Origin of the sequence: Nocardia sp. CNY236 (assembly GCF_000482385.1) — a bacterium.
GTDB lineage: Bacteria > Actinomycetota > Actinomycetes > Mycobacteriales > Mycobacteriaceae > Nocardia.
In genome coordinates, this window is sequence record NZ_AXVD01000046.1 from 1 (window position 1) to 23,077 (window position 23,077).

At 62.7% G+C, this 23,077-nt stretch carries 26 protein-coding genes; 13 read left to right on the forward strand and 13 right to left on the reverse strand.

Annotated elements, in window-relative coordinates; genetic code table 11:
• The 3 genes from K940_RS29515 to K940_RS0120045 form a co-directional block, all read left to right on the forward strand.
• Positions 1–1,509 (forward strand): thioesterase domain-containing protein (locus K940_RS29515; protein ID WP_036529463.1); only part of this gene is annotated, 1,509 nt, incomplete at its 5' end.
• Between the two features lie 52 nt (positions 1,510–1,561).
• Positions 1,562–3,094 carry an aminotransferase class III-fold pyridoxal phosphate-dependent enzyme gene (locus K940_RS0120040; RefSeq protein WP_081706513.1) on the forward strand — a complete coding sequence of 511 codons (1,533 nt, stop codon included), beginning with the start codon at positions 1,562–1,564 and terminating at the stop codon, positions 3,092–3,094.
• 157 nt (positions 3,095–3,251) lie between these two features.
• The gene (locus K940_RS0120045; protein ID WP_028478955.1) at positions 3,252–4,094 is read left to right on the forward strand and encodes an acyl-CoA thioesterase domain-containing protein; all 843 of its coding nucleotides are present in this window, start codon (positions 3,252–3,254) and stop codon (positions 4,092–4,094) included.
• Positions 4,095–4,148: 54 nt separating this feature from the next.
• Here the strand turns inward: K940_RS0120045 and K940_RS0120050 are convergent, their stop codons facing one another.
• The 4 genes from K940_RS0120050 to K940_RS0120070 form a co-directional block, all read right to left on the reverse strand.
• Complete coding sequence (locus tag K940_RS0120050) at positions 4,149–4,688, reverse strand: hypothetical protein (protein ID WP_028478956.1); 540 nt, start codon at positions 4,686–4,688, stop codon at positions 4,149–4,151.
• Positions 4,678–5,403 (reverse strand): hypothetical protein, encoded by a 726-nt coding sequence (locus K940_RS0120055; protein WP_028478957.1) that lies wholly within the window; start codon positions 5,401–5,403, stop codon positions 4,678–4,680. The genes K940_RS0120050 and K940_RS0120055 overlap by 11 nt, the downstream gene beginning before the upstream one ends.
• A gap of 46 nt (positions 5,404–5,449) precedes the next feature.
• Positions 5,450–6,028 carry a PadR family transcriptional regulator gene (locus tag K940_RS0120060; RefSeq protein ID WP_028478958.1) on the reverse strand — a complete coding sequence of 193 codons (579 nt, stop codon included), beginning with the start codon at positions 6,026–6,028 and terminating at the stop codon, positions 5,450–5,452.
• Between the two features lie 287 nt (positions 6,029–6,315).
• A complete protein-coding gene (locus K940_RS0120070) occupies positions 6,316–6,813 on the reverse strand; it encodes a DUF6194 family protein (protein ID WP_036529467.1) in 498 nt (165 codons plus the stop codon).
• Positions 6,814–6,939: 126 nt separating this feature from the next.
• On the opposite strand from K940_RS0120070, the gene K940_RS29520 reads away from it, so the two are divergent.
• The 3 genes from K940_RS29520 (at position 6,940) to K940_RS0120085 (ending at position 9,130) form a co-directional block, all read left to right on the forward strand.
• Positions 6,940–7,629 carry a MerR family transcriptional regulator gene (locus tag K940_RS29520; protein ID WP_051407403.1) on the forward strand — a complete coding sequence of 230 codons (690 nt, stop codon included), beginning with the start codon at positions 6,940–6,942 and terminating at the stop codon, positions 7,627–7,629.
• A gap of 110 nt (positions 7,630–7,739) precedes the next feature.
• Positions 7,740–8,186 carry a hypothetical protein gene (locus K940_RS0120080; RefSeq protein ID WP_028478960.1) on the forward strand — a complete coding sequence of 149 codons (447 nt, stop codon included), beginning with the start codon at positions 7,740–7,742 and terminating at the stop codon, positions 8,184–8,186.
• 134 nt (positions 8,187–8,320) lie between these two features.
• Positions 8,321–9,130 carry an alpha/beta fold hydrolase gene (locus tag K940_RS0120085; protein WP_196812308.1) on the forward strand — a complete coding sequence of 270 codons (810 nt, stop codon included), beginning with the start codon at positions 8,321–8,323 and terminating at the stop codon, positions 9,128–9,130.
• A 457-nt stretch (positions 9,131–9,587) separates the two neighbouring features.
• Here the strand turns inward: K940_RS0120085 and K940_RS0120095 are convergent, their stop codons facing one another.
• Positions 9,588–11,318 (reverse strand): class I adenylate-forming enzyme family protein, encoded by a 1,731-nt coding sequence (locus K940_RS0120095; protein ID WP_028478962.1) that lies wholly within the window; start codon positions 11,316–11,318, stop codon positions 9,588–9,590.
• Positions 11,319–11,602: 284 nt separating this feature from the next.
• Between K940_RS0120095 and K940_RS0120100 the strand changes: the two genes are divergently transcribed.
• From K940_RS0120100 to K940_RS0120110, 3 genes are all read left to right on the forward strand, one after another.
• Positions 11,603–12,583, forward strand: coding sequence for a helix-turn-helix domain-containing protein (locus K940_RS0120100; RefSeq protein ID WP_231390454.1), 981 nt, complete (start codon positions 11,603–11,605; stop codon positions 12,581–12,583).
• A 270-nt stretch (positions 12,584–12,853) separates the two neighbouring features.
• Complete coding sequence (locus K940_RS0120105) at positions 12,854–13,315, forward strand: VOC family protein (RefSeq protein ID WP_028478964.1); 462 nt, start codon at positions 12,854–12,856, stop codon at positions 13,313–13,315.
• Between the two features lie 162 nt (positions 13,316–13,477).
• On the forward strand, positions 13,478–14,392 hold the full coding sequence (locus K940_RS0120110; RefSeq protein ID WP_028478965.1) for an NADP-dependent oxidoreductase: 915 nt from the start codon (positions 13,478–13,480) through the stop codon (positions 14,390–14,392).
• Positions 14,393–14,557: 165 nt separating this feature from the next.
• Here K940_RS0120110 and K940_RS0120115 read toward each other — a convergent pair whose 3' ends face one another.
• Positions 14,558–14,935, reverse strand: a complete 378-nt coding sequence (locus K940_RS0120115) for a VOC family protein (RefSeq protein WP_028478966.1) — start codon at positions 14,933–14,935, stop codon at positions 14,558–14,560.
• A 166-nt stretch (positions 14,936–15,101) separates the two neighbouring features.
• Positions 15,102–15,884 carry an arsenite methyltransferase gene (gene arsM, locus K940_RS0120120; RefSeq protein ID WP_028478967.1) on the reverse strand — a complete coding sequence of 261 codons (783 nt, stop codon included), beginning with the start codon at positions 15,882–15,884 and terminating at the stop codon, positions 15,102–15,104.
• A 118-nt stretch (positions 15,885–16,002) separates the two neighbouring features.
• Between arsM and K940_RS0120125 the strand changes: the two genes are divergently transcribed.
• Genes K940_RS0120125 through K940_RS0120135 form a run of 3 tightly spaced genes read left to right on the forward strand, consistent with a single transcriptional unit; the run spans position 16,003 to position 17,937 of the window.
• Complete coding sequence (locus K940_RS0120125) at positions 16,003–16,371, forward strand: metalloregulator ArsR/SmtB family transcription factor (protein WP_051407406.1); 369 nt, start codon at positions 16,003–16,005, stop codon at positions 16,369–16,371.
• Positions 16,368–16,850: a hypothetical protein gene (locus K940_RS31055; protein WP_155981004.1), complete on the forward strand. Its 483-nt coding sequence runs from the start codon at positions 16,368–16,370 to the stop codon at positions 16,848–16,850. The genes K940_RS0120125 and K940_RS31055 overlap by 4 nt, the downstream gene beginning before the upstream one ends.
• Positions 16,851–16,905: 55 nt before the next feature.
• Complete coding sequence (locus tag K940_RS0120135; RefSeq protein ID WP_028478969.1) at positions 16,906–17,937, forward strand: LLM class flavin-dependent oxidoreductase; 1,032 nt, start codon at positions 16,906–16,908, stop codon at positions 17,935–17,937.
• On the opposite strand, the gene K940_RS34180 is transcribed toward K940_RS0120135, so the two are convergent.
• A complete protein-coding gene (locus K940_RS34180) occupies positions 17,898–18,164 on the reverse strand; it encodes a lipoprotein LpqH (protein WP_196812310.1) in 267 nt (88 codons plus the stop codon). The two genes, K940_RS0120135 and K940_RS34180, sit on opposite strands and share 40 nt — an antisense overlap.
• Before the next feature lie 12 nt (positions 18,165–18,176).
• Positions 18,177–18,383, reverse strand: a complete 207-nt coding sequence (locus tag K940_RS0120145) for a hypothetical protein (protein WP_028478971.1) — start codon at positions 18,381–18,383, stop codon at positions 18,177–18,179.
• 367 nt (positions 18,384–18,750) lie between these two features.
• Between K940_RS0120145 and K940_RS0120150 the strand changes: the two genes are divergently transcribed.
• Positions 18,751–19,779, forward strand: coding sequence for a helix-turn-helix transcriptional regulator (locus K940_RS0120150; protein ID WP_028478972.1), 1,029 nt, complete (start codon positions 18,751–18,753; stop codon positions 19,777–19,779).
• A gap of 136 nt (positions 19,780–19,915) precedes the next feature.
• On the opposite strand, the gene K940_RS29530 is transcribed toward K940_RS0120150, so the two are convergent.
• Genes K940_RS29530 through K940_RS32550 form a run of 4 tightly spaced genes read right to left on the reverse strand, consistent with a single transcriptional unit; the run spans position 19,916 to position 22,800 of the window.
• Complete coding sequence (locus K940_RS29530) at positions 19,916–21,154, reverse strand: ATP-grasp domain-containing protein (RefSeq protein WP_036529471.1); 1,239 nt, start codon at positions 21,152–21,154, stop codon at positions 19,916–19,918.
• Complete coding sequence (locus K940_RS0120165; protein WP_028478975.1) at positions 21,151–22,101, reverse strand: EamA family transporter; 951 nt, start codon at positions 22,099–22,101, stop codon at positions 21,151–21,153. Before K940_RS0120165 ends, K940_RS29530 begins: the two co-directional genes overlap by 4 nt.
• Positions 22,094–22,501, reverse strand: a complete 408-nt coding sequence (locus tag K940_RS32545) for an aspartyl/asparaginyl beta-hydroxylase domain-containing protein (RefSeq protein WP_369797529.1) — start codon at positions 22,499–22,501, stop codon at positions 22,094–22,096. Before K940_RS32545 ends, K940_RS0120165 begins: the two co-directional genes overlap by 8 nt.
• On the reverse strand, positions 22,465–22,800 hold the full coding sequence (locus K940_RS32550; protein WP_155981007.1) for a hypothetical protein: 336 nt from the start codon (positions 22,798–22,800) through the stop codon (positions 22,465–22,467). The genes K940_RS32545 and K940_RS32550 overlap by 37 nt, the downstream gene beginning before the upstream one ends.
• Positions 22,801–23,077: the final 277 nt, after the last annotated feature.

Below are 23,077 nucleotides of genomic sequence, written 5' to 3' on the forward strand. Positions count from 1 at the left end.
ATCGCACGGGAGTATGTGAATCGTCCCGAGCTGACGGCACAACGGTTCATGGACAACCCCTTTGCCGCGGGTCGGATGTATCGCACCGGCGACCTGGGATGCTGGTTGCCATCCGGGCAGCTGCGAGTCTTCGGTCGGATCGACGACCAAGTGAAAGTACACGGGTGCCGGGTCGAGATCAAAGAAGTCCAAGCCGCGATCCACGACGGAGACGAGGGTGTGGTTTCAGCGCACGTCGCCGTCGACGACGGCAATCTCGTGGGTTGGGTGACACCAGCGACCGTCGACACCAGGACCGTGCAGCGGCGCCTGCGGGCGAACAAACCACGCTACATGGTCCCCGACCGGATCACTGCCGTCGACGCCTTCCCGACCCTGCCCTCCGGAAAGGTCGACACCACAAAACTACTCACCACGACCAGCGACATACGCCGCGAACTCGGCAAACGACGCCCTCCAGCGACCGACAACGCACGTCGTCTCACTGCCATCTGGACAGCGGTCCTCGCCTGCACAGATGTGGATATGGATGACGACTTCTTCGATCTCGGAGGAAATTCGTTGTCGGCGGTGCGGGCTGCCGTCCTGGCGCGCCGAGAATCCCTGCCACTGACAGTCGTCGACATCATGCAGGCGCCCACCTTCGCTGATCAGCTCGCCCAACTCGACGGGGGAGCCGGTGCCAGCGCCATGGTCACGATGAACGACCACACCGAATCGGCCGACATCGCTGTCTTGGCGACCGGGATCGGAGGAACCCTGATCCCGCTGCGGCCGATCGCCGATGCCCTACCGATCTCGGTGCACGGTATCCAATACGTCGGCGAGGTCCCCGATACCTCGATCGCCGACATGGCCGACTATTTGTTGTCGCTGTCGCCGATGAGCGAGACCGTCCCGACGGTCCTGCTCGGCTACTCCTTCGGCGGTGTTGTCGCCTGGGAAATTGCCCACCAGCTACGCACCCGCGGGCGCTCGGTCGAACACCTCGTGCTGGTCGAACCCATGATCACCCCCGATCGGCGGGAGGCCGAGCTCGTGGCCGCATACCTCGAGCAATGCGATCCGAGGATCCTGGCCGCCGAGCTGCGGGAAATGACGACGACCGACGAACGCACCGTCGCGTCGATGGTGTCGACGAACGCAGTCACCGGTGCGGTGCCCGATGCACAGTTGGCTCGGAGCGTCCGCAGTGCGCTCCATGCGCTCGAGCCGTTGCGCCGCATCGACTCCGACGGCGCCGAGATGGTGCGGGCACTGAACCACACACGGATGGCGCTGGAATACCAATGGCCCGCTATGGGGGAGGATTGCACCACCCGGATCCATGTCGTCACCGGTGACGTAGGTCATTACGAGCGGGCCACAGTCGTGCGGTGCATCGAAGCATCGGTGAGCCCGCAAGCAGTCGACTACCACGTCTATTCGGGCACCCACGACAGCGTTCTACACGACCGTCGGTTGGCCCGCCTGCTCGCCGAACTCAGCACGGGATCCCGCGATGCCTAGCCTGCGGTCGGTGGCCGCCGGACGAGCTCCGACAACCAGGGAAGGGCCGCACATGCGTTGGCACTCGAAATTGCTTGAAATGGCCGACTTCTGCGCCGACCGGAATACCTTCGGTCTCCCGGAGCACGTGGTGAACGACTTCATCGCCCGAGACCGGCGGCTGGAGCGCGCGATCGACGACGGCTACGCGCAGCACCGGCACCTTCGTCGGGCACCGGCTACCGAACGGTTCCTGCACCTGAGCGAGGCCGACCAGGTGCGGCAGGCCCAGAAGGGTTTCCTGGCTTTCTATCACGAGCAGGAGCGCAATCCCTTCCTCCCGATAGCAGCACACGGACCCTGGATCGTCACTACCTGCGGGGCCGTCGTTCACGATTCGGGAGGTTACGGAATGCTCGGATTGGGACATTCCCCCGAACACGTCGTACGAGAGCTGTCGGCCCCGTATCCCATGGCCAACGTCATGACGGCCAGTCTCCAACAGGCCAGGTTCATCAAGGCATTGGACAATGAGCTCGGTCGCCGACGCCCGAGCTCACTGCGCCGCCCTTTCGCGTCGTTCACCTGCCTCGGCTCCGGGTCGGAGGCATTGAATCTGGCCACCCGGATATCCGACGCCAACGCCAAACTCCAACTCGAGCGCAGACCAGCCGGTGTACGACCGACGTTTCTGGCGATCGTGGACGGATTTCACGGCAGGACCGACCGACCCGGTCGGGCCTCACATCTGTCTCGACAGATCTACGCCGAGCATCTGGCGTCCTACCGCAACAGTGACGACCTCATCGCAGTGGAACTCAATGATGAAACAGCGCTGGCCGACGCTTTCGCCCACGCTGCAACCAGGGGTTATTTCATCGAGGCGGTGATACTCGAACCGGTGATGGGCGAAGGGTCACCCGGAAAAGCGGCAACTCCCAACTTCTACCGAATGGCACGGCAGCTCACATCCGAGCACGGGAGCCTGCTCATCGTCGACTCGGTCCAGGCCGGGCTGCGAGCGCATGGATGCCTCAGCATCGTCGACTACCCGGGGTTCGAAGAGCTCGAACCTCCCGACCTGGAGGCGTTCGCCAAGGCAATCAGTGGTGGTCAATACCCGATCTCTGTCCTGGCGATGACCGCCTCCGCGGAGAAGCTGTATGCCAACGGCCTGTACGGCAACACCATGACCGGAAATCCCCGCGGTCTCGCTGTGGTCGCCTCGGTACTGGAGTCGATCACCGACCATGTGCGGCAGAACATCCGCCACCGTGGCCGGGAATTACTGGACAAGCTCACCTCTGTGCAGAATGACCACCCACACCTGGTGGTCTCAGTTTCCGGCTGCGGGCTGCTGGTCGCTGTCACGCTGAATCCGGAGCTGGCGAAGGTCCACGGGGTCGACGGAGTCGGAATCGAAATCAAACGGCGAGGAATCAATTTCGTGCCAGGCGGACGCAACGGCATCAGATTGACGCCCCACTTCGCCATCACCAGCCACGAAGTGGATCTCATCGTGAATACGATCCGCGATGTCTTCGACCACCGGAGTGTCGAGCCGGCTGCATACAGCAGGGCAGTTGGCGGAATCCGGTCCGCGTGAGTCGTCGACTCGGCGCACGAGGACCGGAACTGCCTCATGCGCACCAACGATCAACGGACAAACACCTCCCGCAGCAGGGAGGTGCGGAGATGATCGAGGATGACACACAACTGAGACACGCCAAAACTCTCGGAAGGCTACTGATGGATGGTTCACCATGACGTTGCCACTGCAGATCCCGACCCCGATCGGGGATGTGTGCCTCGAGGACAACGGCTCCGTTCTCCGGTCGGTAATGCCGCCCGAATTGTGCTACAAGGGACTCGGTTTCGGTGGATACTCCGCCGCCGTGGCCGCACTGGCCGGATTCAGCCAGATGCCGGGCCGAATACTACGCAGTGTCCACACGGTGTTCACCGGCCCGCTGCGGTCGGGATTGCTGGATGTGAAGGTGCGGGTTCTATCGGCAGGCCGCAGCTGCGGGTTGTGCGAGGTCGACATCGAACAGGACGGTGCCCCGGCCCTGACCGCCCTGGCCTGGTTCGCCGACCCACAGATGGTCGGTGGCGTCAGTCGCCACGTCACGCAGGCGATCTCCTATGACGACTGCGTCAGCGTGTCCTGGGTCGCCGCGGTGGCGCCGTTCCTGAAGGGACTGAATGTGCGGGCAGTCGACTACCCGCTGTCCTACGACGAATTCCATGATGGTCGAGACCGTGTTGCGCTATGGGCGCTGCCCGATCCCGTCGCGGCCGTGGACCACCGGATCGCAGAGATATCCGGCCGTTTGACAGACATCATGTTTTTCGACGCCTTTCTCCTCGATGCCGGGCTGCGGACCGAATCTTCACCAACTCGCATGGTCAGTCTGGATTTGTCTGTCATCTGGTCCGGCGGACAGGCGGCGCCCGAGCCCACGCTGTTGGAAGCCGACGGGCGAATCGAGCACAAACTGGCCACTGTGCAGGGAACTTTGCGTGGCGCCGGCGGACCGGTGCGGGCATCGGCCACGTCCCAGTGCCGGGTCTTCCGGGCACAGCGCGAAAGACCTGATTCGTAGGGCAGCGCACAAGTCTCCTGGCGCAGCGTCACCGTCCATTCCTCTGCCGAGCACCTACGATCGTGCGCGTCGCTGGTTGCGCGCATTCGCAGTCTTGGCCTGATCGGCGTGCGGCTGTTCGGTCATAGTGAGATTCCGCGCCCATCTGTCGATTTGGCAGGAGACTTCGCAAATCGGTCCGATGGCGTCATGGATCACGGGGCCGGTCGACCACTCACCAAACCACTCTCCACCAGGGGCGTGATGCAGCGTGCTGATACGTACACGGACCACACCCGCCGGCCTGGCGACGAGCGGCAGAAGTTTACGATTCACCAGCGAGGGTCGCTCGAAGAATCCCCGACCGGTCATGACGCGAGCAGCGAGGTTGTCGAACACTACCCGCAACCGGGATTCCCGATACGGATGCAAGCGTGCCAGGCCGGCCGCTGCCACGACATAGGCGGTGGCCATAGTGGGTGCGTTGTCCAGGTTCAGTCCAGGGCGAGGGGTTCCGTCGGAGTAGTGGGTGAAGCCGTATTCGACCGCGTAGCTACCATCCGACTCCGCTGCCGTCTCGTAGGTCGTTGTGTCGCTCCAGAATCTATTCCTCATTTTCTACCACAGGCAACAGATCGTCCAGGAAGGCAAGAGTTTCCGTGAGTTCGGAGTGTTCGGCTTCGGAGAGTGTGATCGAGCGGGCACGGACCACAGCGTGGGCGGCGCCGGCAGTGTCGGCGGCACGGATTGCGAGTTCGGCGCGGTAGGCCAACGCCTCGATGAGCTCGGCCGGCGTTGCGGTGTTGCTGTCTCGCTCCAGCGCAGCGTCCAGAATCTGGGCCGCCCGCGTGTGTTCGCCGTGAGAGTCGCCCATGACGACCGCCCGCGCGAGAGTCACCGACAGCTTCCCGGTGATTGCGTGCCGGTCCTCGAGCGTGGGTTTGGCAGCCGAGATCCTGATCCAGTTTCCGCCGGGGTCGACGACGGTGAATCCGGAGTGGTTGTTGGCGTTCTTGCGCTTACGGGGTCGGGTAATCCGAGGAATCCCGGCGAGTAGCAACTTGCCGTGAGCGGCGCGCATACCCGCGGCGAACGACTCGAAAAGTTCCCGGGTGTCGGGCACGATGACCAGGCATGTTCCATAGGAGTCCGCGGCCTCGAATCCTTGAATGCCGAAGAAGGCCAGCTGGAGGTCTTCGCGTTTCAGCGACACGTACGGGTTGGGGCGGATCTGGTAATAGGTTCGGGTGAAGCCCAACATGGTATAGAACTCGACGATCTCGTCGATCGACCGGCAGGGCAGCGCCGGCACGGTGATCTCTCCTGCCATGGATTCGTCCTTTCGAAAGGGAGTGCTACCGGACTGGCCCGGGTCGCTACAGGTCCGGTTGTGTGGGAGCGGGGGCCTCGCCAGCCATGGTGAAGGCGCCGCCTTCCAGACGGCGGATCAGCCGCTGAGTCCACTCGGCGCCGGCATCGGCAGTGGTCAGCCACAATGAGACAACTTCGCCCACCGGCCCCCAGGTGTCCAGGTTCACGTCGGCGGGCAGGTGTTCGGTGACGCTGTCGCGCCAATTACGCATCGCGCGGGCGCGCGCATGCAACATCTCGAGAGCATCCTCCCTGGACAGGTCTTCGATCAGGCCGATGGCCGCACCCAACACGTCCAGGCTCGGTTCACGGTCGGCCAAAGCCTTGCGCAGCAGAGCGATATATTCCTGCTCGCCTTTGTCGGTCAGCTCGTACTCGATCCGAGGCGGACCCGCGGAGTCGGTCTCGTACGCCGTCAGCAGGTGTTGGTCTGTCATGCTCTTGAGCGCGTGATAGACCGAACCCGATGTGGCCGTGGACCATTCGTGCGCACCCCAGGACTCCAGGTCAGCGCGAATCTGATAGCCGTGCGTACGTCTGCGCCTACGCAGCGCTCCCAGGACCAATAGCCGTACAGGCTTCACCTATACCCCTTCCGGCATGCTAACCAAATTTGGCTAGATCGACCGAGAGTATCACCCAGCTCTCAGATAGACAAATTTGGCTAGATCCCGGATATCCGCACCAGAGCGGTCATTGGTGCGGCGACATCGTACCCGCTGCAGCGGCGACCCGATCTTCGCCGGTGATCTCGCCGAGGAGTACACCGTCGGTGTCGTGGAGCTTGTGGCCGCGCAGCGATGGGATCACCGTTGCGGATCGGCGGCACGAGCTCTCCTGGCAGCTTGGCGAAGAGCGCATTCCCCGAGCGTCACAGGTGTTTTTGCCCGCTGGGCGAGGTCGATCTCGTGCGTCGCTCGTAGCGCGCGCGAGCAATCCGATGGGCCGTGCGCAGCAACTCGCGAGCGTCGGCGTCCGTACGCGGGCCTGGGTTCACCACCGCGAGCCAGCCGGCGGACCCATAGACGGGGTGGGGGATGATTGTGTCGTCGCCGCCAGGGTCGATGGCGTTGCTGAACGTTTCACGCGGGGTGTGACCGGTCCATCGAGTGAATTCCCGTTTTCCGGCTGCGATGTTCAGGCGATAGGTATTCGGCCGATCCAAACGTGATGTCTCGTCGCCTGGATAGTTCTTGGTCACGATCGTGGCAAAAGGTTGGGTCGCCACCGGAACGGCGCCATCCGGTGCGTAGTAGAAAAATGTGTCGCCCCAGCTGATTTCCGGTGAGCCGTCCCCAGGCAGCGGTCTGATGGTCAATACCCCGACGAGGCCGGCGACAAAGTTGATGATCTCTTCTTCCGCAATCATGGGTTCCAGCGTTACATTGACGTGCTTGTGGAGACTTCATGCGGCGATACCCGTGGATGTTCGGTTCCAAGTCTCGAATCGCGAGGTCTGCGCACGGTCGATGTCGCGCGCCGGGCCGGGTGTTCCGTGCAACAGGTTCGCAATCTCGAACGCGCAGGCGTGCTGCCACCGGCGACACGCACCGCTGCCGGCTACCGGGTCTATGGCGAGCTGCATCTGCAGTCGGCGTTGGCCTACCGAGCCCTCGCGGCGGGTATCGAACCGAGTGAAGCCAGGAAAATCGTTCGGGCCGTTCACCGATTCCCGCTCGCACACGCGCTCGCCTTGCTCGATGCGGCACATGCTCGACTGGCCGCAGAACGCACGGAACTGAAGAACGCCGAGCACGCCGCCCAGGCCGTCTGCGCCGAACCGATCGATGATGTCCGAAGCTCGGACTCGATGAGCGTCTCCGAACTTGCCAACGCACTCGGTGTGCGCCCTTCGACCCTGCGGCACTGGGATTCCGAAGGCTTGGTCGTCCCCAGCCGCGACCCGGTGCGAGGAACACGCCACTACACACCGGCCCATGTGCGCAACGCCCGAATCGTGCACCAACTACGTCTTGCTGGGTACCGCATCGCGCCTCTTCGAGCGCTCATGCCGCAATTGCACCGCGCCCGCCGATGGGCGGATGTCAGCGCCGCATTGGCCGCCAGAGACCTGCAGCTCACGGCTCGCTCCAGAACTCTTCTCGACGCAGCTGCGGCGATCAGCGCTATCGTCGCACTCGCCGATTCCGCACTCCACGAGCCTGCAGACACCAAACCGACGTAGGTCGCTCGACACACGCGCGGCCGAAACCCTCGGGATTGCAGCGATACCTGGAGAATCCAGCCGCCGAGCTTCTCTTGCTGGTCGGCTTCCGCGTACATACGGTGTCCTGCATGACTCCAATCGAGATCGAGGACTTGCCAGCGGCAGCAACAGATGTGTTGCAACGACGCTCTCGCGCCGCCGGGCTGTCGGTGCAGGAGTACGTGCGAGCGGAGTTGATCGCACTGACGGGCCGGCGGGTACCGCTCGATGCTGTGGTGGAGTTCCTCGCCGAAGAGCGGTCGGGCCACACACGCCCGGAAGTCGACGCCGGTGGGCCGGCCGTACTCGGTGTCTACGGTCTTCCTGCCGATGCTCGGAATGTGCTCACTGCCCGCGCTGCCGCCGCCGGAAGGCCGGTTGGCGAGTACGTGCGACAAGAGCTGATCGCCTTGGCGCGGCGCGGCACGATCGACGACGCGATAGTCGAGATCCGCGAGGCGGTGGAACGGGTACCGGGCATGGTTGTCGACATGGACGCCGTGGCCGCGTCCGTCCGATACGCACGCGGCCTCTGACGTACTCGCGCCTGGATACCGCTGTCCAGAGCAAACGGTCGCACGCGGGGTCGCGGTGAACAAGCCGCGCCCGGAACGACCGCCGAGATATGATTGGTCCGCTCGATCGGAGCATTCCGGCAGGAGGGTCGGGTGTGGGCAGGCTGAAGGTGACGTCGGTGGACGGCACGGTGATCGCGTACGAACGGTACGGGGACCCCGGCGGGGATCCGCTGATCGTGGTCGGCGGCGCCACCTGCGACCGGGCAAAGACCCGCCCATTGGCCGAAGGACTCGGCGCCCACCTACCGGTCGTCAACTACGACCGCCGTGGGCGCGGCGACAGCGGCGACACAAGCCCGTACGCCGTCGAGCGGGAGGTCGAGGACATCGCCGCCCTCGTCGACGACCTCGGTGACGACGTCGTCCTGTACGGGCACTCGTCCGGTGCCACGCTGGTGCTGCACGCCGCAGCCGCCGGGGTGCCGGCCAGGGCGATCGTGCTTCACGAACCACCGTTCGGCGCGGACACCGACGAGGACCGCGAAGAGGCCCGCGACTACGCCGAGACGCTGACCGCGCTGCTGTCGGCCGACCGACACGACGACGCCGTGGCACTGTTCTTCCAGACCACCGGCGTACCGGCGGAGTCCATGGCCGAGATGCGCCACGAGCCGTGGTGGGCCGACGTGGTGGCGCTCGCGCCGACGCTCGCCTACGACTCTGCGGTCATGGGTGACCTGAGCCGCGGAGGTACCCTGCCCATCGACGTCGCCGCCCGGGTTCCCGTACCCGCGCTGGTGCTCAGTGGCGGAGACAGCCCGGACTCGATGATCGAGGCAGCCCGCGCCACTGCCGCGGCGCTGCCGCACGGCACGCACCGTGTTCTGCCCGGCGAGGGGCACGTATCGTCGTCGCAGACCCTCGCCCCGGTGCTGACGGAGTTCATCGCCCGGCGGCACTGAACCGTCATCGACGCCGTCACGGACCTGCGCACGATCGGAGCAGGTGTTTGCGCGCCGAGAACGGGGTCGCCCAGGACAGACTTCGCCCTAGAAGCGTCCATCCTTGTTCCACTTGCTATTCGGATCGAGGCTTCCGATATCCGGCAGCTCTCCGGTGACACTTGTGTTCTTCCTTCTTTGGGAAGTCCTGTAGTCGATCCAGAGATCCACGATGCCGAGCAGGACGAGCGCCACGCCGAAGGGGCCGGCAGGGTACGGTCCGATCTCGTAGTCCCAGAAGAAGAGTGCGAAAAGGGCGCCGACCGCGACACCACCGACCCGAGAATCCGCTTGAAGTCGAAGGAGTTCTTGGGGCTCGGGGGTTGGTCGAAATTCACTTGCGCCTCACTTGTGCCGACCGGGCATCGGAGGCCGGCAGCCCTCTAACGACGTTGTGCGCCCCTCCGGCTGGAGTCGATCACGAAACGCTTCCTGAGCCCGGGCTCGGCCGGAGTTGACGTTTGACCAGCTTACCAACCGGATTTCGGGGCAGTGTCGCGCGGATCTCCAGTCGTTCGGGCAGTTTGTAGGAGGCGATGCGGCGATCGCGCAGGAAGCTGGTCAATTCGGTGAGCGTGAGGGATGCGCCATTCACGAGCGTCACGACGGCGGCGACTCGTTCGCCGAGGACCGGATCGGGGTCTCCGATCACTGCGACCTCGGCGACGGCAGGATGCTCCGTGATGAGGCTTTCGAGTTCGGCTGGGGCAATGTTCATACCACCGCGAATCACGATGTCCTTGATTCGGTCGACGAACCGTAGGTATTGCCCTTGGTCGCCGGCGATTTCGAACATGTCTCCGGTACGGAGCATTCCGGCTTCGTCGAATGGACTGGGGCGATCGGAGCCGTGGAGATAGCCAGCGAATACTGTGGGGCCATCGATACACAACTCGCCGGCGCCGCCGATCTCGGTGACCTCGTTCCCGGTGGTCGGGTCGATGATTTTGATTCCTACCCAGTGCGATACTCGCGACGACCAGGAGACACCGGGAGTTCCGTACCGTGGGAAGAACTGCGCCCGTTCCTCCGGATCGGGAAAGTCCTCGGGACTCGACAGCAATGCGAGGCCCTCGTTCGACCCAAAGAAGTTGATTACGCCGATTCCGAACTTTTCTTGCCAGCCCCGCACCATTGCCGGCTGCAGTGGCGCAGATCCCGAACCGATACGGGTCAGAGAACCGAGATCGTTGGCGGCCAAGAGTTGTTCGTTCTGGAGCAGGACCGACAGCAAGGCCGGCGGAGCAAGCGTATAGGTCACTCGTTCCTCGGCGATCTGCCGCAAGAACACACCGACGTCGAACGGGTGGTGTTGGACCAGGAGTGCGCCGGTACGTAACCAAGGCAGGAACAATCCGGTGATTCCGGCCATGTTCACCATCGGGAACGGGTTGAGCAGGATGTCATCGGGAACCATGCGGGGAGCGTCCACCGTCGCCCAGGAGACCGAAAGCCAGTCGAAGTGGCAACGCGGTACGCCTTTCGGTGTGTTCTCGGTGCCCGATGTCCAGCAGATCGTCACGCAATCGTTCGGGTCGTTCGGGTCACTGGCGAGATGCTGCTCCACGCGGGTTCGCTCGGCGACGGTGGCTGCGGTGGGGGTGAGATCGTGAGTCCCGGTGATACCGCCACCCTCGCCGGGCTGGCTGATCGTCAGGACATGCCGCAGCGAGGGAAGCCGGTCACGGACTGCGACGACGGCTCCGGCAGGGGAGCGGTCGGCGAACACCGGGACGGTGAGAAGTGCGCCGAACGACGCCTGACGCGCCATCTCGACAACCTCGTGTTCCCGATACTGCATCGGCAGCGGCGACACCACCACGCCGATCGTCCATGCCGCCAGGTATGCCTCGACCAGCTCGATGGTATTCGGCAACTGAACACCCAGGACGTCCCCTCGGCGCAGTCCGATTTCCAGCAACCGTGCAGCGAGCCAAGTGACCTCGGCGTCGAGTTCCTGCCAGGTCAGCCGCCGCGGCGCAGCACCCAGGATGTCGGCCCGGTTCGCCGGATCGACGATCGCGAGTATGTCCGCTCGTTCGGCGACTCGATCACGAAACAGTTGATCGGCTGTCTCTCGCGACCACCATCCTCGGGCGAGGTAGTCGGCGACTTTGTCTGTTGGATGGAGTCCGCGCGTGTCGATCAACGGTCGACCCTTCTTTCTCACTGGTGCGCGCCGGGACGCCGAAGCTGCCACTCGGTATGCACCGAATGTTCGCGGAGCGGTCCTGGTGTCGATTGCCAGCTGACATGACACAGCACACTCACATCGAACTTCAGTTAACAGTGTGATAGTGATTACTACATCATGTGCAACGGGGCGTCAACACTCGGCTCGACTGCACTGAGAAGCGCCGACACTAGGATGTTGCTCATGAGCGTCGATACCCGGTTGCTCGACGGTCGAGTCCGATGGTGAGGAGCAGCGTTGTGGCAGAGGTGTCCTCACCCACGCCGCTCACATCCAACGGGCCCAACGCGCTCGCCAGAGCGCTCGGCTTACTCGGCGACGAATGGACACTTCTGCTATTACGGTTCGCGCTGCTCGGTGCCACGCGCTACAACCAGTTCCGCGCAGAACTGCCGATCTCCTACGCCGTGCTGACCGCACGCCTCGAAACGCTCGTCCAGGAATCATTGCTGGAACGTCAGGTGTATCAGGAGAATCCCGTCCGCGCGGAATACGTCTTGACCACGCGCGGTCGGTCGGTATGGCCGATACTGCTCTACATCTGGGACTGGGAGCGCAAATGGGTCCCCGAACACCCCGAGGCGCTGCCCACTATGCGTCACCGAGTGTGCGGAGCGGAGTTCGCTCCCCGTCTGTGCTGCTCGTCCTGCGACAAGCAGATCGGAGTCTCCGATGTCGACACCGACTGGGGTCCCAGTGGATCGTGGCCGCGCTCGGTTCCCGACGTCGCGACGCGTCGCCGCTCCCGAGGTCGTCATCGCGGGGGTCCGCCCGGATTCTTCCCGGAGACCATGGCGATGCTCGGAAACAGATGGTCCGCCGCCGTAGTCGGCGCGGCATTTCAAGGAGTTCGGCGCTTTTCGGATTTCCAGGATTCGCTCGGCATTCCACCCAGCCTGCTGACCGAACGTCTACACGACCTGTGTGCGCATGGCGTGCTGACAACTGTCCGTATCCAGGGGCGCTCCGATCGGGCGGAATATCGACTGACCGAGAAAGGACGCGGGTTCTTTCCGATCGTCGTGACGGCCCTGCAGTGGGCCGAACGCTGGTACCGTGCCCCGGAAGGCCCGGCACTGCGCTGGCATCACAGGGAGTGCGGCGCCGAATTCCTGGTCGTTCTCACCTGCGACCACTGCGCCGCGCAGCTGAGTGGCGCCGACATCGACGTCGAGCCGCGGCGGGGGTTCGGACAACGACGTGGGTCCGCGGTCGGGTAGCAACCACGGCGGGCGGCGACAAAGGCTACCGCCGCACTCGCCGTTCTCGGTGTCGGTTTCCAGGGATGAGACGGTGATCCGGGTGATGCCTGCCGACCACAGCGCACAGCGTTGCCAGGTGCCTGCTGGACAGTGAGTTCCCGAGGATAGCTCACCGATTCTGTCGGACAGGGATGCCAGGGTAGTGGGATGGACCGCCGAACACCACTGGAACCGGACGCTGCGCGACCTCTACCTGCACCCGCAAACCCTCAGCTGAGAAGCGACCCGATGAGTCGCCACCTCCAGATCACCTTCGACGCTCACGACCCGCAGGCTCTGTCGATCTTCTGGCGCAACGCACTGGGCTACGTTCATCCAGGTCCGCCCGGGGGCGAGCTGCCTGCCGATGTCGATCCACTTGCTGCGTGGGACGAGTTCCTCGCTCGTATCGGTATACCCCCACAGCAGCGCAACACGAGATCGGCCATCGAGGATCCCGCGGGGATCGGTCCACGACTGTTCTTCCAGCTGGTGCCGGAGGACAAGGTCGCCAAGAACCGCGTCCATCTCGATATCCGCGCAGCTGCTGGACTCCAGGGAGCCGAACGGATGGCCGCACTCGAGACGGAGTGCGACCGACTTGTTGCGCTCGGAGCAACCCGGGTGCAGCGCTACGAGCCCGAGCCTCCATTGAGCGCCGGTTGGATTGTGATGACCGACCCCGAGGGCAACGAGTTCTGCCTGGACTGACGCGCGACGACTGCTCCATCTGGCTCTGGGGCCGCGCGCTGAAGGCGCGGAATCCATCGACCTGCTCCAACAGCGGCGGTTGGCCGCCGACTACATATAGTGGGATGGCGGCCGATTAGGATCGGCTGGTTTCAGATCCAGACCGATTGCGGGAGTGATTTCATGAAAGCAGCAGCCCTATCATCGTTCGGTGGACCCGAGGTCCTGACCCTGACGGAGATTCCCGAACCCCAGGCCGACCGCGGCTCGGTTCGTGTGCGGGTTCGGGCCGCCGGGGTGCAGCATTTCGACGGCGGGATCCGCGCGGGCTGGGCGCCGCCCTCGCTCGACCTCCACTTCCCGGTCGTACCGGGCAACGAGTTCGCCGGCGTGATCGATCAGGTGGGCGACGAAGTCATCGGATTCATCCCGGGCGAGGAGGTTCTCGGGTACGGGACGTTGGGCGCCTATGCCCAGTACGTGGTGGTGCCTGCCGATCAGATCGTCCACAAGCCACGAAATATGCCGTGGGACATTGCCGGAGGCTTCTCCGGTAACGGTCAGGGCGCCCACATGTGCCTCGAGGCCATGGGTGTGGGTCCGGGTGACACGGTGCTCGTCAATGGCGCCGCCGGTGCACTCGGCACATTTTCGGTGCAGCTGGCCAGAGCGTGGGGCGCCGATACGGTCATCGGCACCGCCAGCGAAGTCAACCACGACTATCTACGCGCCATGGGCGCAATCCCGGTGACCTATGGCGAAGGTCTCGTCGAGCGGGTGCGCGCGCTGGCGCCGCAGGGTGTGGACGCAGCGATGGATACCGCTGGGCCCGAGGGGTTGCGGGCCTGCGTCGAACTGGTCGCAGACACCACCCGCGTTCGAACCATGATCGCCGACGACGCCGCGCGGGAACTGGGTGTACCGCTGCTGGGGCCTGGTCGGTCCAGCGAACGCCTCGTCGAGCTGACGAAGCTGTACGAGCAAGACCGTCTGCACCTCCACATACGCCAGGCCTACTCTCTGGCGCAGGCCGCGCAGGCTCACCGGGACCTCGAATCCGGCCACGGCCGTGGAAAGATCGTTCTGATGGTGGAGTAACCCGCTGGCCGGCAGTGCGGCTCCCACGGATACTGGAGCCGCGATGCTGCGATTCCGGTTCGGTCGGTCCGTGATCCTCGGCTACCGTCGAGACCGTGCGATGTGTAGGCGACCACCGGAACGAGGGAACCCCGGCTTGGGCGGTGACACGATCTGTACCCGAAGCTATTCGGGGTGATGGCACACGGCTTCGACGTTGTTGCCGTCGGGGTCACGCACGAACGCGCCGTAGTACGTAGCGTGATACTCCGGCCACAGTCGAGGCTCGTGCAGTACCTCCGCACCAGCATCCACAGCTGCAGCGAAGAACGCGCGCACCGCTGCACGGTCTGCCGCGGCGAAAGCGATATGCGATTCGCGGAACCCTTCTCCGGCAGACAGCGGACCCAACCAGAAATCGGGAGTGGGTGGATTCGTGCTTCCGTAACCGATGACCTCGTCGAATTCCATCACCCTGGCCACTGCGAGCGGGGCGAGCACCTGGTCGTAGAAGGCGGCGCTGGCCGTGACATCGGCGACTTGAATTGCGAGATGATCGAGCATCCGAGAACCTCCACTAGGAAAGCCGTGGCCAGTGGGCCACGGCATAGACTGGACATTTGCGCGATCCTCGCATGCCCCACCGACACGATCGGGGTGGCTCATGGCGGGCAGTTCTCGTCGTGAGCTCTGCGAAGCGATACCCACCGTTCGGCGACCATTGGCGATGCTAGCCGCGATCGCCCCCTGGCTGGACCGCCTGCACAATCACCGAATGCATCTTGTCGGCTACGGCATGGGTCGGGGTGATCTCGATCTCGGCGAAACCAGCCGCTGCAAGCTGGTCGCGATATTCGGTGAACGACAGTGCGCCTGCGATGCACCCGACGTGGTCGCCCCGCTCACCCCGCTCGGCGGGAGTCAGCGTGTCCTCGGCAACGACATCCGCGATGTTGATGCGCCCACCGGGGACCAGCACCCGTGCCATCTCGGCGAATACCGCAGGCTTGTCGGTCGACAGGTTGATCACGCAATTGGAGATCACCACGTCGATACTGTTGGCAGGCAACGGAATCGATTCGATCGTTCCCTCGAGGAACTCGACGTTGTCGACGCCGGCCTGCGTGGCGTTGTCCCGTGCCAGAGCCAGCATCTCACCGGTCATGTCCACACCGAACGCTCTGCCGGTCGGGCCGACGCGACGCGCGGACAGCAATACATCGATCCCGCCCCCGGAACCCAGGTCCAAGACCCGTTCGCCCTCGCGTAGGTCGGCGCCGGCAGTCGGGGTTCCGCATCCGAGAGACGCGGTCACCGCCTGAATCGGCAGCGCCCCGCGATCCACGGCGTCATACAGCGCGGCGCCGAAGTTCGTGTCGATCTGCACGGCATCGGGCGCCCGACAGCCGCTTCCGCAGCAATCCGCAGACGCCCCACCTTCGGTGACAGTGGCGGCGGCGGCCGCGTATCGGACCCGCACACTCTCCCGCAGCTCGTCGTCCTGCCGTGACATCAGAATCACACCTTTCGAAACACTCGGAACCACGGCGCTTCGACGCGCTCGACCAGGTTGTATTGATATCTGTCAAAACAAGTCTGCGTGCTGAATAGATATATGTCAATATGGATGGGTGTCGAACCAGGAATTTCCGGTGCCCGCCTCGCCCAACTGCTGCACCACGACGCTGTCCTCCCCGCTGAACCCGGAGGACGCGGCGAGCCTGTCGAGTGCGTTCAAGGCGCTCGCGGACCCGGTCCGGCTTCGCCTACTGTCTCTGATCGTGTCCGCCGGTGGACACGAAGTCTGCGTCTGCGAGCTGACCCCAGCGTTCGATCTGTCCCAGCCCACGATCTCCCACCACCTCAAGGTGCTACGGGAAGCTGGGTTACTCACCTCGCAGCGACGCGGGACCTGGGTCTACTACCAGGCGATTCCCGATGCACTGCAACGGCTTTCAGAGGTGTTGGTCACGGTGCAATCTGCGGTACCGCAAGGGTGAGCACGGGCAGGCCGAGGAAGGTCGATCGGGCGACGGGTGAACGCATCACCTGCATCCCCCGGTGCTGTCCGCGTGACCTGGGCTGGCCGTTCTCGGTGTGGAGCCTGTCGAAACTGCGAGAAGTGTTGCTCGTCAAAGGAATCGCTGAGATCAGCCGCGAAACTCTGCGCCAGATCCTCAAAGCCGAAAGGGGTGTCGTGGCAGGCCACAAAGACCTGGAAAGCGGGGACCGATCCCGAGTTCACCGCGACGATGAACCGCGTCCTGGACCTCGACGACCTCCACCCACCGATGGACGGTGGTCTGCGTGGACGAGTTCGGGCGCTGAACGTACAACGCTGCGCTGGTCGTGGCTGGTTCCAAAGGACGCCGCGAGCGGCGCCTACATCCGCTGGTACAACCAGCACGCCCGACCCAAGCGCGACTTCGCCGTCAACTCCAAGATCCGCCACCCCGACTACCTACCGAAGGTTGCTTGACGAGGCACTAGCTAGACGACAGGTCCAGATCCGGTGATGGGGCTAGATTTCAGTCATGCGCCTGACCCTCTTCGTCAATCCCGAACATCCGCCTGGCGACCCGCTGGCCACCCGGCTGGCCGAGCACTTCGAGCAGGTCGCCATCGCCCGGGACACCGGCTACGACGGGGTGGCGATCGGCACCCATTTGAACTACGGGTCGGCGGCCTGGTTACCGCCGTTTTCGACGCTGACGCACCTGGCTCCCGCCGCCGGGGGGATGTCGCTGTCGACATGCATGCTGGTGCTGCCGTATCACCACCCGTTGCACGTTGCGACCGAGGCCGCCTTCCTCGACGTACTCACCGGCGGCCGTTTCACACTGGGAGTGTCGGCAGGTTGGGCGAACGATGAGTTCCAGTTGATGGGCATCGACCGCCGCGAGCGTATCGGACGCTTCGCCGAGTCACTCGATCTCGTCAAGCGGCTGTGGACGCAGCACGGTGTCGACTTCGACGGGCGCTTCTACCAGGTACGCAACGCCACGCTGGCACTGCGGCCCTTCGCCTCGCCGCGCCCTCCGGTGTGGCTGGGTGGCAGCGTCGAACGATCCGTCCAGCGAGCCGCCGAGCAGGCCGACACCGCACTCGGCGACAGCTGGGTGGCGTCATCGCATCTGGTCGACTCGGTGATCAGGCAACAGACCGAGGTGTTCTGGAATCGGCTGGCGGAGCTGGGAAAACCACGCCCGGCGGATTTTCCGCTGCTGCGCAATATCGTGGTCGCCGAAGACCGCGCCACCGCCCTGCGCGACGCGGTGCCTTACCTGCAGGCCAGCTACAAGTTGTTCGACAAGTGGGGGCTGTTCACCGAGGTGGTCGGGGATCCAGGTGCGGCCGACGACGTCCCCGAGTTGCTGGCCGGCCGGGTGATCATCGGCTCGCCCGAGCAGTGCGCCGAGGAGTTGGTGGCGCTGGCGACGTCCACCGGGTTTACCCGGCTGGTGGCCCGGGTGCAGTGGATGGGCATGCCGCAGTCGACCGTGTGCCGAACAATCGAGCTGCTCGCTCAACAGGTTCTGCCCATGGTGCAGAGCGCGCTGCGCTGAGCGCCTCGGCTATCCGCACGCACCTCGAATCGGAACGGCAGAGTCGTGGTGTTCGCAGGGTCCGTACGATCGGTACCGCGGATCGTTCCGCTGATGCTGTCGGCGCCGCCGTCGGGACCGACACTGGTGTCGACATCCTGCACGGCCTCTCCGGACACGCCGTAAAAGCCGTCGAAGTCTTCGACGTTGACGGTGCGGGCGACCGGTTGCGGCCTGTCGAACCGCAGGAAGGGCCTGACCTATGTCGGGTTGGCGTCTGCCGCGACGCCCAACTGCCAGTTGATCTGCTGGCAAGACATGCTCTGCGCGGTGCGGGCGGTGCCGTCGATGGTGATTTCCGCGCCCGGACCGGCGGACGCTCTATAGGACGGCGAGTTGCTCGAGCAACCGGTAACGACGGCCGGCACGGTGGCGGCCACGCCGCACCGGCGCAACATCGTGGTCATGTCGTATCTCCACGTTGTGAGGTGGCCCCGCTGGACGTCGCCGAAATCTCTCGTCGGCGATCATCCCGCAGCCCGCGACGTGGGCGGGCTGGTTGGCGAATTGGCGGGTGTCCAGGGTGTCGCCGGCCATGATTACGCGACCGGGGCACAGGTGACCGAATCACCCTGTCGGCTGGTAGGTAGGTGCGCTCATCCGGTCTCGCGGTCTGTCTTAGTAAACGATGTCGTATTCGCCTCTGCCTTTGGGTGTGCGCGAGCGGCATGCCAACAGCCAGGCCAGCGGCCGTGTAGTTTGGTCATGCCGATTCAGATGCTCAGGGGGCGTTCTCTCCTGAGTCGGGAAATGCTCCAGGGGGCGAGGAATATTATGATGCGTGTCCATTTCACTGCGGAGGATCTTGCCAGAGTGCGGCTATGGGTGATGGGGCCGGTCGCCGAGACGCAATGGGTTCTCCGAATCCTGCAGCAGAGCCCTGAAGCTGCGCTGTTCAGTGGATGGCGTACGCAAGCATTGCGGCGAAGCCCGGTGTACGCGGGCGCACTCGCACACTTCCTTACGCCCTTGAAAGGAGGTGCGGCTGACCTGTTCACCATGCTCGGCAGGGTAAGAACTGTCGAAGAAGGAGTCGATGTGCTTCTCCATCTTCCGACCGGACGTCTGCACAGCGAGTTCCGCGACATTCCGGATATCGCACGACGAATACCGAAGTGGCTGCAGCCGATGGTTTCTGGAGATATTTCCATGCGGCAGCGGTTCGCCATGTCGCTAACCGAATGCTACAACGCGTTCATTGGGCAAGACTGGCCTCGAATACACGCACACTTGGCCGCAGAGTGTACGGCAGGAGCACGGCTCGTAGCGGAGGGCGGTGTCGAAGAGCTGCTGAGCAACCTGCATTCCCATCTTCGGTGGAATTCCCCGGTCCTCGAGATGCCGCTGTATCGGCCGTATGTTTTCGATGCAGACCTGCATCTGGAGGGCCGGGGACTTATTCTCGCACCTTCGCTGTTCTGCCCGAGTGAGCCGCAACTGTTCTTTCCAGTGGACTCTGACGGAGCAGTAGTGCTGACCTATCCGGCTTCGCGCGAGCCGCAAGCTATCGCCGCGATCTTCGCGAGACCGGACAGGTCGTCTGTCGAGGCGCTCGGTGATCTGCTCGGTCGAACTCGGGCAGCCCTACTCGAAGAGCTCGACAGTCCAACCAATACGACGATGCTCGCCAAGCGGCTGGGGGTCTCGGCGGCAGCCGTGAGTCAGCACATCGGCGTGCTCCGCCACGCGGGGCTGGTCGTCTCAATGCGTGAGCGCAATTCTGTTTGGCACTCCCGCACCCCGCTCAGCAGTGCCCTCCTCGAGGGCAAGCATTATCTATCTCCATGCCGAAGGACGAGTTGAAGGCCTGAGTCCCCGCGGCGGCGGGGTCCGTGATTCTCGGGTTTCGGCACGTCAACAGTAGTTCGCGAGGGGCCGGTTGAAGTCGTATGTAGTGGGGTAGGGCAGCGGTGGTCTGGACCCCCACTTCTGTGATTGGTTACGGATACTTAACTAGGTAGAAATTGTCCGCTTCCATCGCTCGAAATGTGGCGTAGTCGTCGGCGACTTTACGGGCGTCCTGATGGATGAAGTCAACGATGCCTGGGGACGAGAAAAGCCCTGTTGTTCGCTCGATTGAACCGCCGATATCGACCCGCATATTCGTGTGGTATACGGTGGTCAAATTCATCAGCTCGGCCATACGGGGTAGAGCAATCAATTTTCCGCCATGCGGGGACACCATGAAGCTGTGGTACATCGCCTTGCGAAAGTGGTACGGCTGATCTATGCGGCAGCGAAAGCTCTCTGGCTCGAGGTACGCCTGAAGCGTGAGAGCGAGCTGGTCAGTGCCGAGCGCCTCGCGGATAGATGCCGGGTTGGTCGCACCCTGAAGTCGTGAGCCAACCTCGATGAGTACCGGGCCGCTTCGAGTCATCATGATCTCGAAATGTGCAGGACCATGCAGAATCTGCAAGGCATCGAGCACACCTATCGCATACTCACTCAACGCGTCCTGAATATCGCCGTTCCGAGGAAGAAGCTCCTCGACGCAGGAGATATAGCTGGCACCTTTCACTCGCTCCTTGTGACAACGCCAGATGTCACAGACAAAGGTTCTTCCGTCGCGACTGACGGTATTTACAATATATTCGGTTCCGAAAATAAATTCCTGAACCAGGACATCTTTGTTCCTCAGTCCGATCTGATTGACATGTCCAAGAATGCGAGCGGCCCCCTCAACGACTTCTCCTGGTGTGCTGCAGACGAATACACTATCGGCTCCACAGCTGTTCAGGGGCTTGACTACGACCGGGAATGCATCAAGACACCTGGCCCATTCGGCAGCCTTGGTTGCGTCTGATGTACGATACTGCTCCGCCGTTCGAATTCCTGCTGAGCGCACGGTTTCAGCCATCAGATATTTGTCCCGGCGGGCTTGACTGCGTCGAGTGCCATTGGTCAACAGGCCCAGTCGTTCGCTCAGCTCGTCGGCGAGGATGACGCCGCTCTCCGCTCCGGCGACAATAAAGTCCGGTGATATATCCCCGAGCTCGGCGGCAACAGTGTCAGAGGCAATGAGTTCGCGTGAGAAGAGTGCGCGGTTATAGGAGCGTCGAAAGACTTCGGGGACATCCGGACTGCTCAGGACATTGATGCAATCATGCCCGCGAACACGAATTTCACGAGCAAGAGCAGCTCCGGACGAAAATCCGTCGACAACGGCGAATAGCTTCATGACTTGACTTTCATGATAGTCGTCTCCAATTCTGATGCAGCCCTGAACTTCTCGTATATGGCATAAATGACGAACATGGTCGCGATGAGGATCCCCGCCAAAGAGGGGACGGAGAACGGATAGTTACCGAGCGCCTGTTGGCATAAAAATGTGATGAGTGGTCCGATCGCGATGAGGACCGCCGTGGTGGCCACGTCCGATCTGGCGATACCGAGTTGCAGGAAGTACAACGGGACGACAATCAGCAAAAGAGCGACCAGCAAGATAGCGCCGAGTTGGCCAGTGCCTATCGCGAACGGCGTATCGGTGAGCCGAATACACGCGAGACACGACACGATGAGAAGAGGGAAACGCAGGGCCATAACAGTGGAAGCATTCAGGCCTCCCTCAGCCAGCCGTTTTGCGATGATATTGTTCCACGCAGTCGTCACTCCGCTGACCAGAGCTCCGACAATACCGAGTACGGCTTGGGTGGCGCTCAATCTACCTACGCCCGAAACGCCGGTTATTGTCACGATCGCAAGAAGCGCTACGGATAGGAAAATACCAGCGGATGAAACCAGATCAGCGCTCTCGACATTGCGCCCGTTGAGGGTGGCGAAGGCAAGTGTGGCGATCGGGATCACTGCAGAATTTATTGCAACGACAACAGCGGGTTCGATGTGTTTCAAAGCATAGATAAAAGCGAGCCACATGACCGCCGTGGTGATGTTGATTCGGATAAGATCTGGCCGCCTATTCCTTGCGTTCGAGAGAAGTTTCCGCGGTCTTATTATGTGAGGAATAGAAAACGCCAACATAGAACCACCGAACGCGATCAATATCATCGAGAACATACTGACCTGGTGCAGGATATGCGCAAAGAACAGATCGCGTCCTGCTGACAGCGAAACGGAGACAATCGTGCACACCAGTCCTACGGCGGCCGCACTCCGAGCCTCACTCATATCCATTTTCCCTCAGGTGTGGCTGGGCCAGTAGCCGGTCCGCCACACGACCGCCGCCCGGATCTGGAGCCAGCCTGTCACTGACTGGCTTCCTATCCATGATCGTAGGTTTGATAGTGGTGTCGTAGAGTGAGTCGTCTGCGAAAATCTGTTCAGGCGAGAATTCATCACTGATCTTGAAGTCAAGGCAGAGCATCCGTCGACTGAACGTCGACGTGTTGATGGCCGAGTGGAGACTTGCTGCGTCGAGAAACCAGACCTGCCCCTTCCTCATCCGGAATACAGTGCATTCTTCGGAATTGAAACGGCGCTGATTATCCTGCAGATTCACCAGAACTCGGTAGTATCGATCGACAGAGTCGGTCAACTCGAGGAAATCACGATGGGAATCACTGACCAATCGAGCACATTGCGCAGCCGGGCCATTATTAGGTGGTCCTTCGAGAAGGATCGGTTTATAATTTCTGCAATATAAGGAACTTCCGCAACTAGAGAAGTTGCGCTAGATGGGGCGTCGAAGTCTCGAAATATCCCGTCATTTCGTTTGCCTGATTCATTGAACAGCGGCATATTGACCCATTTACCAGAAGTGAACTCGTCGCATTGATCCAGTGGGTGCGGCATTTCCTCGATATGAGCAATATCGGGCGAAAGCAGCTCGTCATCGAAGGTTGGTTGACCGAGGATGGTTGAGTTCATGGCTTCCTTACAGGAAAAGAATCGTTTGGGACGATTCAGAGTCAACCGTCCGGCGTCGTATTCCACAACATGATTAAGACCTGCCTTAATATCTATGGTCAGGGGCCTATTTTAGGACTTCTGATCTTCAGATCTGTACTTCGCCACGGAGTCATGGGATGGGGTACACCTCCCGCTGCATGAACAGCGGACATTGGCCGAGCAGGCTACATGCGCGTACGCAAGCGACCCGGCTGCGCGGCCGGTGGTTTCGTCGGCATGCAGCACTGGCGCTGTG

Bases quoted from the DNA above. Each gene is read 5' to 3' on its own strand.
- K940_RS0120040 (WP_081706513.1), top strand. From the start codon at position 1,562: ATGCGTTGGCACTCGAAATTGCTTGAAATGGCCGACTTCTGCGCCGAC.
- K940_RS0120045 (WP_028478955.1), top strand. From the start codon at position 3,252: ATGACGTTGCCACTGCAGATCCCGACCCCGATCGGGGATGTGTGCCTC.
- K940_RS0120050 (WP_028478956.1), bottom strand. From the start codon at position 4,688: ATGAGGAATAGATTCTGGAGCGACACAACGACCTACGAGACGGCAGCG.
- K940_RS0120055 (WP_028478957.1), bottom strand. From the start codon at position 5,403: ATGGCAGGAGAGATCACCGTGCCGGCGCTGCCCTGCCGGTCGATCGAC.
- K940_RS0120070 (WP_036529467.1), bottom strand. From the start codon at position 6,813: ATGATTGCGGAAGAAGAGATCATCAACTTTGTCGCCGGCCTCGTCGGG.
- K940_RS0120080 (WP_028478960.1), top strand. From the start codon at position 7,740: ATGACTCCAATCGAGATCGAGGACTTGCCAGCGGCAGCAACAGATGTG.
- K940_RS0120105 (WP_028478964.1), top strand. From the start codon at position 12,854: ATGAGTCGCCACCTCCAGATCACCTTCGACGCTCACGACCCGCAGGCT.
- K940_RS0120110 (WP_028478965.1), top strand. From the start codon at position 13,478: ATGAAAGCAGCAGCCCTATCATCGTTCGGTGGACCCGAGGTCCTGACC.
- K940_RS0120115 (WP_028478966.1), bottom strand. From the start codon at position 14,935: ATGCTCGATCATCTCGCAATTCAAGTCGCCGATGTCACGGCCAGCGCC.
- arsM (WP_028478967.1), bottom strand. From the start codon at position 15,884: ATGTCACGGCAGGACGACGAGCTGCGGGAGAGTGTGCGGGTCCGATAC.
- K940_RS0120135 (WP_028478969.1), top strand. From the start codon at position 16,906: ATGCGCCTGACCCTCTTCGTCAATCCCGAACATCCGCCTGGCGACCCG.
- K940_RS0120145 (WP_028478971.1), bottom strand. From the start codon at position 18,383: ATGACCACGATGTTGCGCCGGTGCGGCGTGGCCGCCACCGTGCCGGCC.
- K940_RS0120150 (WP_028478972.1), top strand. From the start codon at position 18,751: ATGATGCGTGTCCATTTCACTGCGGAGGATCTTGCCAGAGTGCGGCTA.
- K940_RS29530 (WP_036529471.1), bottom strand. From the start codon at position 21,154: ATGAAGCTATTCGCCGTTGTCGACGGATTTTCGTCCGGAGCTGCTCTT.
- K940_RS0120165 (WP_028478975.1), bottom strand. From the start codon at position 22,101: ATGAGTGAGGCTCGGAGTGCGGCCGCCGTAGGACTGGTGTGCACGATT.
- K940_RS32550 (WP_155981007.1), bottom strand. From the start codon at position 22,800: ATGAACTCAACCATCCTCGGTCAACCAACCTTCGATGACGAGCTGCTT.